The sequence below is a fragment of the Clostridia bacterium genome, from assembly GCA_017405765.1.
GTDB lineage: Bacteria > Bacillota > Clostridia > Oscillospirales > RGIG577 > RGIG577.
In genome coordinates, this window is record JAFQZS010000030.1 from 1 (window position 1) to 12,923 (window position 12,923).

The 12,923-nt window shown below is 52.4% G+C and carries 9 protein-coding genes; all 9 read left to right on the forward strand.

What is annotated here, in order from left to right; genetic code table 11:
- Positions 1-239: IS30 family transposase (locus IJG50_04860; GenBank protein ID MBQ3379181.1), on the forward strand; the 239-nt coding region annotated here is incomplete at its 5' end.
- Between the two features lie 952 nt (positions 240-1,191).
- Positions 1,192-3,939: a leucine-rich repeat protein gene (locus IJG50_04865; GenBank protein MBQ3379182.1), complete on the forward strand. Its 2,748-nt coding sequence runs from the start codon at positions 1,192-1,194 to the stop codon at positions 3,937-3,939.
- Between the two features lie 881 nt (positions 3,940-4,820).
- A complete protein-coding gene (gene pyk / locus IJG50_04870; GenBank protein MBQ3379183.1) occupies positions 4,821-6,578 on the forward strand; it encodes a pyruvate kinase in 1,758 nt (585 codons plus the stop codon).
- 30 nt (positions 6,579-6,608) lie between these two features.
- A complete protein-coding gene (purE, locus tag IJG50_04875; GenBank protein MBQ3379184.1) occupies positions 6,609-7,112 on the forward strand; it encodes a 5-(carboxyamino)imidazole ribonucleotide mutase in 504 nt (167 codons plus the stop codon).
- A complete protein-coding gene (locus tag IJG50_04880; GenBank protein ID MBQ3379185.1) occupies positions 7,105-7,821 on the forward strand; it encodes a phosphoribosylaminoimidazolesuccinocarboxamide synthase in 717 nt (238 codons plus the stop codon). The genes purE and IJG50_04880 overlap by 8 nt, the downstream gene beginning before the upstream one ends.
- Positions 7,822-7,926: 105 nt before the next feature.
- Positions 7,927-8,967 carry a phosphoribosylformylglycinamidine cyclo-ligase gene (locus tag IJG50_04885; protein ID MBQ3379186.1) on the forward strand — a complete coding sequence of 347 codons (1,041 nt, stop codon included), beginning with the start codon at positions 7,927-7,929 and terminating at the stop codon, positions 8,965-8,967.
- An 11-nt stretch (positions 8,968-8,978) separates the two neighbouring features.
- The gene (locus IJG50_04890; GenBank protein MBQ3379187.1) at positions 8,979-9,617 is read left to right on the forward strand and encodes a phosphoribosylglycinamide formyltransferase; all 639 of its coding nucleotides are present in this window, start codon (positions 8,979-8,981) and stop codon (positions 9,615-9,617) included.
- Between the two features lie 3 nt (positions 9,618-9,620).
- The gene (purH, locus tag IJG50_04895) at positions 9,621-11,165 is read left to right on the forward strand and encodes a bifunctional phosphoribosylaminoimidazolecarboxamide formyltransferase/IMP cyclohydrolase (GenBank protein MBQ3379188.1); all 1,545 of its coding nucleotides are present in this window, start codon (positions 9,621-9,623) and stop codon (positions 11,163-11,165) included.
- A 16-nt stretch (positions 11,166-11,181) separates the two neighbouring features.
- The gene (purD, locus tag IJG50_04900; GenBank protein ID MBQ3379189.1) at positions 11,182-12,441 is read left to right on the forward strand and encodes a phosphoribosylamine--glycine ligase; all 1,260 of its coding nucleotides are present in this window, start codon (positions 11,182-11,184) and stop codon (positions 12,439-12,441) included.
- Positions 12,442-12,923: the final 482 nt, after the last annotated feature.

Below are 12,923 nucleotides of genomic sequence, written 5' to 3' on the forward strand. Positions count from 1 at the left end.
AAAGTGATCTTAATACAATGGTTTACTTCGCACATCCGCATTCGCCTTGGGAAAGACCGTCAAATGAGAATACCAATGGATTGCTGCGTCAATTCATACCTAAACACAGAGACTTAGGCAACATGACAGATGATGAATTATCCCGATTTGTTGCACTGATAAACCTAAGACCACGCAAATGCCTTAATTGGTCTACTCCCTATGAGGTCTTTTCAGACCAACTGTTGCACTTGACTTGACAACCCGCCCAAAAAAAGAACCAAAATTGCCGGGGAGCTTTGCTCCCCCGTCCCCTCACGAGGGGAAACCCACAGGCCCATACTGCGCCTCTTACAGCAAGTTATTTATCTTCAATCTTCGGCCAGAAGGTCACCATCTTTAGTAATACTTCCAGCCTTCCTCGATGTGAGGGCCAATTCAAGATATCTTCTCCACCAATTTGACGGGCGCACGATGCGCCCGACACTCCGGTTCCCGTTGCCTGCAGGCTTTTTCTAAAAAGCAACTTATTTAATGCCGCCCACAACCAACGGGCACCAAAGACTTGGAGCGGCTCGGCCGCGGAACACCAGTGGGGAAGGAAGCTTCCAGAATGCGCCCTCATGGCGAAAAGACTCCAAGTTATAAAGCAAATTGCGCCTATATTTGGAGGAGAAGATTTGTCTTTGCGCCGAGTAACGCCGAGCGGCTGGCGCCGCCGAGAGGCGGTGTTGGAGCGAGGAAGCGGAGAGTCCGAGAGGCGGCATCCTCTCGGGACTTTTGGTACTTTTGGTCACAAAAGTACGCCCCCCCGGCAGGGGATCAGGAGTATTAGAACCTTGGTTCTAAAAATTTGTCCTTGCTTTCAAAGCAAGGGAAATGTTTCAAAAGCAGCGCTTTTGTGAAAAGTACGCCCCCCGGCAGGGGGATAGGAGTATTAGAACCTTGGTTCTAAGTATTATTTCTTGCTTTCAAAGCAAGAGACTTAAAAAGGAGTCGTAGAACCTCGGTTCTAAATACCCGCCCCGCCTCGCGGCAGAGGCGAAAAGATGATTTTTTGTGGAAATATATTGAAATAACATTTACATTATGATATGATTATTATAACAGCGCAAAGAAAAAACGCGGTCCTTCATGCGGCGACGAAAGAATACGTTTTATGATTTGCGGTCAAAAAAGCACAGAATAAAAGAACAGAGAGGAGCGGGCGTTATGAAAAAGAAGATTTTAAGTCTTATAGTGGCGATATTCGTGCTGCTTACGATGCTTCCTGTGATGGGCTTGGCAACTGATACGCCGCCTGCGGTCGATATTACCGAGATAAGCTACATGGGCGGCGCAGTGAGCCTTGCATGGGCAGGACAGGACGGCGTTGACGGCTACCGCGTGTACCGTAAGACGGGCACGGGCAAGTGGACCGTGATACTTTCGTCCACGACGGGCACATCGTATACCGACAGCACGGTGACTGAAGGCGCGACGTATTCGTATACCGTTCGCTCTTTTGTAGGCAAGACGTACAGCACGGGCTATGCCGACACTGCAAAAACGATAAAGGCGAAGGCAACTGTTGATCCTGCGCCTGTGACGATAACGCAGGTAAGCTATTCAAACGGCGCAGTGAGCCTTGCATGGCAAGGACAGGACGGCGTTGACGGATATCGCGTATACAGAAAGACGGGCACGGGCAAATGGACGACGGTGCTTTCGTCCACAACGGCGACGAGTTACACCGATACGACGGTGACGGAGGGCGCGACGTATTCGTATACCGTCCGCTCCTTCGTAGGCAAGACGTACAGCACGGGCTATGCCGACACGGCAAAAACGATAAAGGCGAAGACGGCTGTTGATCCTGCGCCTGTGACGATAACCGCGATAAGCTATGCAAACGGCGCGGTAAGCCTTGCATGGGCAGGACAGGACGGCGTTGACGGCTACCGCGTGTACCGAAAGACGGGCACGGGCAAGTGGACGACAGTGCTTTCGTCCACAACGGGCACATCGTATACAGACAGCACGGTGACGGAGGGCGCGACGTATTCGTATACCGTCCGCTCCTTCGTAGGCAAGACGTACAGCACGGGCTATGCCGACACGGCAAAGACGATAAAGGCCGCTACAGCCGCGCCTGACTGCGTGAACATAAACATGATAACGCAGAGCAGCACGGGCGGCATAATGATAGCGTGGGACGGATCCGCGGATGCTGACGGTTACCGCGTATATAAAAAGACGGGCAGCGGAGGCTGGAAGGCGGCGCTTTTAAATACGACCGACACGACGTTCACCGATACCGAAGTGACGCCCGGGGCGACGTATTATTATACGGTACGTGCGGTAAAGGACGGCGTTTGGAGCACAGGCTACAACAACACCGCTAAGAGTTTTAAGGCGGGTACGCCGGGGCTTACGTTTGATAACGGGACCGTGACAGGTATTTCCGATAAGAGCGTGGTAAAGCTTGCGATCCCCGAGTCGATAGACGGCGTTCAAGTGACCGGCATAGGCAGGGACGCATTCAAGGATCTAAGAAGCCTTGCGTCCGTGACTATACCTGACGGCGTGAAGAGTATAGGCGAATATGCTTTTGCATACTGCGGCGCGCTTTCGGCGGTGAATATACCCGGGAGCGTAGAGGCTATAGGCGAAGGCGCGTTTCAAAACTGCACCGCTCTTACGTCTGCAACGATACCGGAAGGTATAAAGAACATTACCGTAAATACGTTTAGAGACTGCGAAAGCCTTACGTCGGTGACTATTCCTGCGGGCGTAACGAGCATTGGCGGCCGTGCGTTCTCCGGCTGCAGCGGCCTTACTTCGGTAACGATACCGGAAGGCGTTGAAAGTATAGGCAATTATGCGTTCTCGGGCTGCGAGAGCCTTACGTCCGTGACGATACCGGAAGGTGTTTCGAGCATAGGTACCGGGGCGTTTGAAAACTGCGAAAACCTTGCGTCGGTCGTGATACCCGACGGCGTGACGGATATAGGCCGGGCTGCGTTTCAAGGCTGCAAAAGCCTTACGTCCGTGACTGTACCGGGAAGCGTAGAGGCTATAGGCAGCTATGCGTTTGAGAACTGCAGCGCGCTTTCGTCGGTGACTATATCGGAAGGCGTTGTAAGGATAGGAAACGATGCGTTCAAAAGATGCGACGCTCTTAAATCCGTTGTAATACCGGGAAGCGTTGAGACTATAGAAAACTATGCGTTCGCATATTGCAGCGGCCTTACTTCGGCGACTATATCCGAGGGCGTCAAGGATATAGGCGGCTGGGCGTTTTTGGGCTGTGCAAGCCTTGCGTCTGTGAATATTCCGGGAAGCGCTGCACGAATAGGAGACTGCGCGTTCGACGACTGCACCGCGCTTACTTCGGCGACTATATCCGAGGGCGTTGAAAAAATTTGCCAGCATGCGTTTGAGAACTGCAGCGCGCTTTCGTCGGTGACTATACCCGAAAGCGTAAAGGATATAGAGAACGGCGCGTTTTGGGGATGCGGCAGTCTTACGTCTGTGGATATTCCCGGAAGCGTCAAAAACATAGGAGAACGTGCGTTTTATAATTGCGAAAGCCTAAAGTCCGTTACGATAAATGAAGGCGTTGAGAGCATAGGCTTGGAAGCGTTCGCAAACTGCGGCGCTCTTACGACAGCGACCATCCCGCAGAGCGTGACGTATATAGGCGGTCAGGCGTTCGCAAGCTGCGAAAGTCTTGCATCCGTGGCGATCCCCGAGGGTGTCGGCGGCATAGAAGAGGGTACGTTCGCATATTGCAGCGCTCTTACGAAGGTTATTATCCCGGCGAGCGTGACGTACATAGGAAACGGTGCGTTTGTAAACTGTGAAAGTCTTACCGACATATATTACGCCGGCACGGCGGAGCAGTGGGGGAGCGTAAGCGTAGGCAGATCAAACATTTACCTAACGGGCGCCGAGATCCACTATAACAGCGCAGAATAGCGCGCAGATACAAGAGAAAGAAACGCCGCAGACGCGGCGTTTCTTTCATTTTTGGATGAGAGTGCGGATTGCCACGGCCTCTGCGAGGCCTCCGGGTGACCTACGGGGGAAGTGCTCCCACCGGAAGCGGGCTTTTTCTAAAAAGCAACTTATTTAATGCCGCCCACAACCAACGGGCACCAAAGACATGGAGCGGCTCGGCCGCGGAACACCAGTGGGGAAGGAAGTATCTAGAATGATGAGTGCTGTAAGTCGGCCCTAAAAAGGGGGTCCGGGGGAAAGCGACTATTAGGACTGCACTAAGTTTGCCCTTCGCTGCCGCGCAACTCCCCTTGCCGCGTCCCCCGGCGGTTTTGGTACTTTTCCCGTGAAAAGTACCGCCCGCCGCGTAGGCGAAAAAAATCTTAAAAGCGCCAGCTTTTAAAAAATTGTCCTTGCTTTTAAGCAAGAAAAAGAATTCTTGAAAAGGAGTATTAGAACCTTGGTTCTAAAATTTGGTTCTTGCTTTTAAGCAAGGAAAGTATATTGAAAGGGAGGTATAGAACGCAGTTCTAATGGACCGCCCCGCCTCGCGGCGGGCTTCCCCCACTGTCATTGTCGAGGAGCTAAGCGACGAAGAATCTTATTGCAGAAAGATCCTTCGCTTCGCTCAGGATGACAAAGGGGGGCGCTTCGGGTGACCGGTGGGGCGAACCGCCCCGCCGACGGGGGTGAACCGTCGTCAAAAAGGCTTATAATGCCGAATTCGCGGGCGCTTGATTATATGTTTTATCTAAAAAAAATAAGCCTTGGGCTTTTGCTTGAAAATATCACCGCAATAGTATAAAATCAATATGTATGGACAGGTTAAAAGAATATGACTCGAAGAAGGAGGTCATAAAATGAGAAAAACGAAGATAGTCGCGACGCTCGGCCCCGCGACCGACGACGAGGGCGTGCTTCGAAGCATGATACTTTCGGGCGTGAACGTAGTGCGCCTTAATTTTTCGCACGGCTCGCACGAGGAGCATAAAAGGCGCATCGACATGGCGAAGAAGTTAAGAGGCGAGCTTGATACGCCGCTTGCGATACTTCTCGATACAAAGGGGCCCGAGATACGCATAGGCACGTTTAAGGACGGCGGCGCAGTAACGCTTCGGGCCGGCGACGAGTTTACGCTTACTACGAAGGAATGCGAGGGCAGCGCCGAACGCGTTTCGGTTTCTTTTTCGGGGATAACGAAGGCCGTTTCTCCCGGCAGCCGCATACTTATAGACGACGGACTTATAGAGCTTTGCGTAAAAGAGACGGGAGACGAAGAAGTAAGATGCGAGGTACTAAACGGCGGCGCGCTTTCGGGAAGAAAAAGCGTTAATCTGCCCGGAGTAAGCTTAGACATGCCGTATATAAGCGAACGCGACAGAAGCGATATACTCTTTGCCGTACATGAGGACGTTGATTTTATCGCCGCCTCGTTCGTGCGAAGCGCGATGGACGTGCTTGAGGTGAGAAACATCCTCGATTCGAACGGCGGCAAGCAGATAAAGATAATCTCGAAGATAGAGAGCGCGCAGGGCGTTGAGAATACGGACGCCATATTAAAGGTGTCGGACGGCATAATGGTGGCGCGCGGAGACCTGGGCGTAGAGCTTTCCTTTGAGAAGATACCGCCGCTTCAGAAAATGATAATAAAAAAGTGCCTCTCGCAGGGCAAATTTGTAATAACGGCTACTCAGATGCTCGAATCGATGACGAAAAACCCGCGCCCCACGCGCGCCGAGGCGGCCGACGTTGCAAACGCCGTATACGACGGCACGAGCGCCGTTATGCTGTCGGGCGAGTCGGCGGTGGGAAAGTATCCCGTTGAGGCCGTGAAAACGCTTGTAAAAATAGCCGAAACGACGGAAAACGACATAAATTACCAGAACCGCTTTCGCGCTCTTGACAACAACATGATAAAGAGCATAACGAACGCCATAAGCCACGCCACATGCCAAACGGCCTACGACGTGGGAGCAAAGGCGGTGATAACGCATACGAAGTCGGGCTTTACGGCTATGGCGATAGCGAAATACCGCCCGACGTGCCCCATAGTTGCGACGACCGTTTCCGAAAAGGTGAAAAATCAGCTTGCTCTCTGCTGGGGAGTATACGCCGTTATGATAGAAAAGAAGCATACTACAGACGAGCTTTTCGACGAGTCGGTAAAATGCGTTAAAGAAAGAGGTCTTATCCGCGACGGCGATATAGTAGTCATCACGGCGGGAGTGCCCTTAAATATCTCCGGCACGACGAATATCTTAAAGGTGCAGACGGTGGGCGACGTGCTGATAGCAGGCAGGGGCATATCAAACGTGAACGCCTGCGGCGAGGTGCGCGTTTGCCGAAATTTCGGCGACGCCCAAAAGAACTTCCGCGACGGCGAGATACTTGTGGTGTCGTCCACGTCGATAGAATACTTAAATCTTTTCAAGCGCGCCCGCGCCATTATAACCGAGGAGGAGGGAATGTCGTCTCACGCGGCGATAGCGGGCCTTATGCTGGATATCCCCGTTGTAACGGGCGCGAAAGGCGCGTGCGACATATTGAAGGACGGCATGACCGTAACGATAGACGGCGACAAGGGCCTTGTATATCAGGGCGTCGCCACGGTGCTGTAAGAAGCAAAATATATTTTTTTGGAGGGAACAATGAAGACTATAGCGATAGTTATGGGCAGCGACAGCGATCTGCCCGTTGTGAAAAAATCGGTAAAGATCTTAAAAAAATTTGACGTGCCCTTTACGGTGCACGTCATTTCCGCGCACAGAACGCCCGACGAGGCAAAGACTTTTGCACAGAGCGCGAAGGACGACGGCGTAGGCGTTATAATCGCCGCGGCCGGCAAGGCGGCGCATCTGGGCGGCGTTATCGCGGCTTATACGCCGCTTCCCGTTATAGGGCTTCCGATAAAGTCTTCGACTTTGGACGGGCTCGATTCGCTTCTTTCGATAGTGCAGATGCCAAAGGGCGTGCCCGTGGCTACGGTAGCCATAGACGGCGCCGAGAACGCGGCGCTCCTCGCCGTGCAGATGCTCGCGCTTTCGGACGAGGCGCTTATGGCGAAGCTTATAGCGTATAAAGAGGAAATGAGACAGGAAGTAATAAATAAAGATAAAACTATTATGAAAAGGGTGGTAGAAAGTGATGACTAAGGGCAAGATGTTATACGAGGGCAAGGCAAAGCGCGTTTACGACTGCGCTGAAAACGCCGATTACGCTATTGTTTCCTACAAGGACGACGCGACTGCGTTCAACGGCCTTAAAAAGGGAACGATACACGACAAGGGCATAGTAAACAACCGCGTTACGAATCATCTGATGAAGATGCTTGAAGAAAACGGCATACCCACTCATTACATAGAGGAGCTTAACGACCGCGAGACAGTCGTAAGAAAGGTAAAGATAGTGCCGCTTGAGGTAATAGTGAGAAACATCGCCTCCGGCAGCCTTTCGAAGAGGCTGGGACTTCCCGAGGGAACGAAGCTTGCGTCCACCGTTTTGGAATACTGCTATAAGGACGACGCGCTCGGCGACCCCATGGTAAACGAATACCATATCGCGGCCATAAATTTGGCGACGAAGGACGAGGTAAAGACTATTGCCGACTATGCCTTTCGCATAAACGACATACTCTCAGCGTATCTTAAAAAGTCGAATATAGAGCTTATCGACTTTAAGCTCGAATTCGGCAAGACCCCCGACGGAAAGATAGTGCTTGCGGACGAGATATCGCCCGACACCTGCAGATTTTGGGACACCGTTACGCATGAGAAGCTTGACAAGGACAGATTCAGACAGGACCTTGGGAACGTAGAGGGCGCGTATCAGGAGATACTAAGACGCCTTATGGGAGATAAATGATATACGCTTTAAGGGGCGGCGCGCGCCGACCTTTGGGATGTATTTACATTTGGTTTTACGAAACGGTTTGATTTTACGACACGATCATGTTTAGGAGGAGATCTTTTGAGTAAAAGTTTTTCTGACAGTTACAAAGCCGCAGGCGTTGACGTGGTTGCGGGATATAAGTCTGTTGAGCTTATAAAAAAGCACGTTGCAAAGACGCATATAGGCGGCGTTATGTCCGCTATAGGCGGATTCGGCGGCCTTTTCGAGCTTGATACGAATGAATTCAAGCATCCCGTGCTCGTTTCCGGCACGGACGGCGTGGGCACGAAGCTGAAGCTTGCCTTTATTATGGACAAGCACGACACCGTAGGCATAGACTGCGTGGCCATGTGCGTAAACGACATCGTATGCTCCGGCGCAAAGCCGCTTATATTCCTCGATTACATAGCGGTGGGCAAAAACGTGCCCGAAAAGATAGAAAAGATAGTCTCCGGCGTGGCCGACGGCTGCGTTATGGCGGGCTGCGCCCTTATCGGCGGCGAAACGGCGGAGATGCCGGGCTTTTACAGCGCCGACGAATACGACATCGCGGGATTTTCCGTGGGAGCCGTTGACAAAGAGAAGATAATCGACTCAAGCGCGCAAGAAGCGGGCGACGTGCTTATAGGCCTTCAGTCGTCGGGCGTTCATTCAAACGGCTATTCTCTCGTGAGAAAGGTGTTTGAAATGACCGAAAAGAGCCTTAAAAGACCGCTTTCGGAGTACGGCGGCAAAACGCTCGGCGAGGTGCTTTTAACCCCCACGAAGATATATGTTAAGCCGATACTTTCGCTTATGAACGAGGTCAAAGTAAAATCGGTATGCCACGTTACGGGCGGCGGCTTTTACGAAAATATACCGAGGATGATTAAAGACGGCTTATGCGCGCGCATAGAAAAGGCGAAGGCGCCCGTACTGCCCATTTTCGATATTATCATGCGCGAGGGAAATATCCCCGAGCGCGACATGTACAATACGTTCAACATGGGAATAGGCATGGTAGTAGCCGTTTCGAAAGATGAGTGCGACAAGGCGCTTAAAATTCTTAAAGACTGCGGCGAGACGCCTTACGTTATAGGCGAGATAACAGAGGGCAACGATAAGATAGAGCTTATCTGAAAGAGGAGCGTATGAAAAAAAAGAGGATAGCCGTGCTCGTGTCGGGCGGCGGCACGAACCTTCAGAAGATAATAGACGCCGCGGAGTGCGGCGCGATAAAAAACGGCGAGATAGCCGTTGTCGTATCAACGTCGAAAAAGGCGTATGCGCTTGAGCGCGCAAAAAAGCATAAAATCAAGAGCGAGATAATAGCGCGCTCCGAATATCCCACAGACGAGGAGTGCGACGCGCGCCTTTTGTCGGTCCTTACGGAGAACGACATAGACCTTATAGTCCTTGCGGGATATTTAAGGATAATCACGCCCGAGGTGATAAGGCGTTATGAAAACAGGATAATAAACGTGCATCCGTCGCTCATACCGTCGTTTTGCGGAGAGGGCTTTTACGGGCTTAAGGTCCACGAGGCGGCGCTCTCCTACGGCGTAAAGGTGACGGGAGCTACCGTCCATTTCGTAAACGAGGTGACGGACGGCGGCGCAGTGATACTTCAGAAGGCGGTAAGCGTGGAAGCGGGCGACACGCCCGAAACGCTGCAGCGGCGCGTTATGGAAGAGGCCGAGTGGATACTTTTACCTTTGGCGGTCGATCTTTTTTGCAGCGACAGGATAGAGATAGACGGCAGACGCGTAACTATAAAACAGGAGGAATAAGAGATGAAAAAGCGTGCGATAATCAGCGTTTCAGACAAAACGGGCGCAGCCGAGTTCGCAAAGGGGCTTTATGAGCTTGGCTATGAGATAGTATCGACGGGAGGAACGCATAAGGTAATAGAGGCGGCGGGCGTGCCCGTTGTGGGCATAAGCGACGTTACGGGCTTTCCCGAATGTCTCGACGGCCGCGTAAAGACTATGCATCCCAACATTAGCGCGGGCATTCTTGCGATGAGAAAGAATCCCGAGCATATGCGGCAGCTGGAAGAGCTTGGCATTAATACGATAGATATAGTCGTTATAAATCTTTATCCCTTCAAGGCGACCATCTTAAAAGAGGGCACTACGTTTGAGGAGGCCATAGAGAATATAGACATCGGCGGCCCCACGATGATAAGGGCGGCCGCAAAGAACTGGCAGGACGTTGCCGTGCTTACAGACGCGCGCGATTACGATACGGTGCTTTCGCAGCTTCGCGAAAACGGCGAGGTATCGCTTGAAACTAAGCGTTATCTTGCGGCAAAGGTGTTTGAGCATACGAGCCATTACGACACGCTTATTTCAAATTACTTAAAGAAGCAGCTTTCTGACGACAGCTTCCCCGAGCTTCTTACGCTTACTTACGAAAAGGCGCAAGAGATGCGCTACGGCGAGAACCCGCATCAAAAGGCGGCCTTCTATAAGGAAGTGGGATACCCGAAAAATTCCATTGCGGCGGCCGTTCAGCATCACGGCAAGGAGCTTTCGTATAACAATATAAGCGACGCTTCGGCGGCGGTAGAGCTTGTAAAAGAGTTCGCCGAGCCGTGCGCCGTTGCCGTAAAGCATGCAAATCCCTGCGGAGTGGGATTGGGCGAGACGATAGCCGAGGCGTATAAGAACGCATACGAGGCGGACCCCGTTTCCATCTTCGGCGGCATACTTGCATTAAACCGCGAGGTGGACGAAGAGACTGCACGCGAGGCGGCGAAGATATTCCTTGAGATAATCATAGCACCGTCGTATACGAAGGAGGCTATGGACATACTCACCGCGAAGAAGAACCTGCGCATTATGGAGCTTCCCGCTATAACAGAGAAGACTGCGCCCGGCACGCTTGAAACGAAGAAGGTATCGGGCGGACTTCTCATACAGAGCGCCGACACGGAAATATATAACGACGACGATCTTAAGGTAGTAACGAAGGCGCAGCCGACGCCCGAACAGCTTTCACAGATGAAGTTTGCCATGAAGATAGTAAAGCACACGAAGTCAAACGCCATCGTGCTCGTCAAGGGTAATAGAAGCGCGGGCGTAGGTCCGGGACAAACGAACCGCATAACGTCTTTGGGCATAGCCATAGATTACGCCGGAGAGAACGCAAAGGGCTCCGTTATGGCGTCCGACGCCTTTTTCCCGTTCGACGACTGCGTTGAAGCGGCGCACAAGGCGGGCGTTGCGGCAATAATCCAGCCCGGCGGCTCGATACGCGACGCCGATTCCATAAAGAAGTGCGACGAATACGGCATACCCATGGTATTTACGGGGATGCGCCACTTTAAGCATTAAAAGCGGAGGGAATACGATGAAGATACTCGTTATAGGCGGAGGCGGCAGAGAGCACGCCGTTATTACAAAGCTTTCACAGTCGCCGCGCGCAGACAAGATTTACTGCGCCCCCGGAAACGGCGGTATTTCAAAGCTTGCCGAGTGCGTTCAATTTAAGGCGACGGATATCGCCGCGGCCGTTGACTTTGCAAAGAAGCAAAAGATAGATCTAGTAGTGGTCACTCCCGACGATCCGCTCGTTTTGGGCATGGTTGACTCCATGGAGAAAGAGGGGATAAGAGCGTTCGGCCCGCGCGCCAACGCGGCGATAATAGAGGGCTCGAAGGTCTTTTCAAAGGAGCTTATGAAGAAATACGGCATACCGACGGCGGGCTACGAGGTGTTTGATAACGCGCGTGACGCGATCTCGTACATAAAGGCGCAGAACAAGTATCCCGCAGTAGTAAAGGCCGACGGCCTTGCTTTGGGCAAGGGCGTGATAATAGCCAAAGACTTAAAGGAGGCCGAGGCTGCCGTTCACACGATAATGGAGGACAAGATATTCGGCGAGTCGGGCGCGAGAGTGGTGATAGAGGAGTTCATGACGGGGCCGGAGGTGTCGGTGCTTTCGTTCTGCGACGGAAAGACGGTGGTGCCGATGGTGTCGGCGCAGGATCATAAGCGCGCATTCGACCATGACGAGGGACCGAATACGGGCGGCATGGGCACGTTTTCGCCCAGCCGCATATATACGCCGAAGATCGCCGAATACTGCATGGAGCATATATTTAAGCCGACCGTGGCGGCGATGGCGAGTGAGGGCAGAGAATTTCGCGGAGTGCTCTATTTCGGCCTTATGATAACGCCGGACGGACCCAAGGTAGTAGAATACAACGCAAGATTCGGCGACCCCGAAACGCAGGTAGTTCTGCCCAGGCTTAAAAGCGACCTTCTTACGATAATGGAGGCGTGCATCGACGGCACGCTTGATAAAGAGACGGTCGAGTGGGACGACGGCGCCTGCGTATGCATTGTCATGGCGTCGGGCGGATATCCCGGCAAGTATGAAACGGGCTTTGAGATAAGCGGCATAGAGGCGGCAGAGGCGGACGGCTGTGTTGTGTATCACGCCGGAACGCGCGCAGAGGACGGCAGGTTTTACACGAAGGGCGGCAGAGTGCTCGGCGTGACGGCGAAGGGAAAAGACCTTGACGAGGCGATAAAGCGCGCATACGGCGGCGTTGCGATGATAGATTTTAAAAATAAGCATTTCAGACGCGATATAGGCGTGAAGTGACGTGTGAGGGAGTTTCGGGACCAAGGTCCCGAGGCTCCTTTTTTTCTCTTGCTTAAAAAGCAAGAAGTAATTATAGAACTGCGGTTCTATGATTCCCTTTTCAAGTTTTCTTTTTCTTGCTTAAAAGCAAGAAGAATTTTTTAAAAGCTGGCGCTTTTAAGATTTTAATCGCCTGCGCGGCGGGCGGTTCTTTTGCAAAAAAAAGAACCAAAATTTCCGGGGGACGCGGCAAGGGGAGATGCGGGGCAGCGAAGGGCAAACTTAGTGCAGTCCTAATAGCCGCTTTCCCCCGGACCCCCTTTTTAGGGCCGACTTACAGCACTCATCATTCTAGATACTTCCTTCCATACTGGAGTTCCGCGGCCGAGCCGCTCCATGTCTTTGGTGCCCGTTGGTTATAGGTGGGATTAAACAAGCAGGCGGCCTCATTTGTCATCCCGCGCTCCCCCCTTGTCATCCTGAGCCTCCCCCTTGTCATCCTG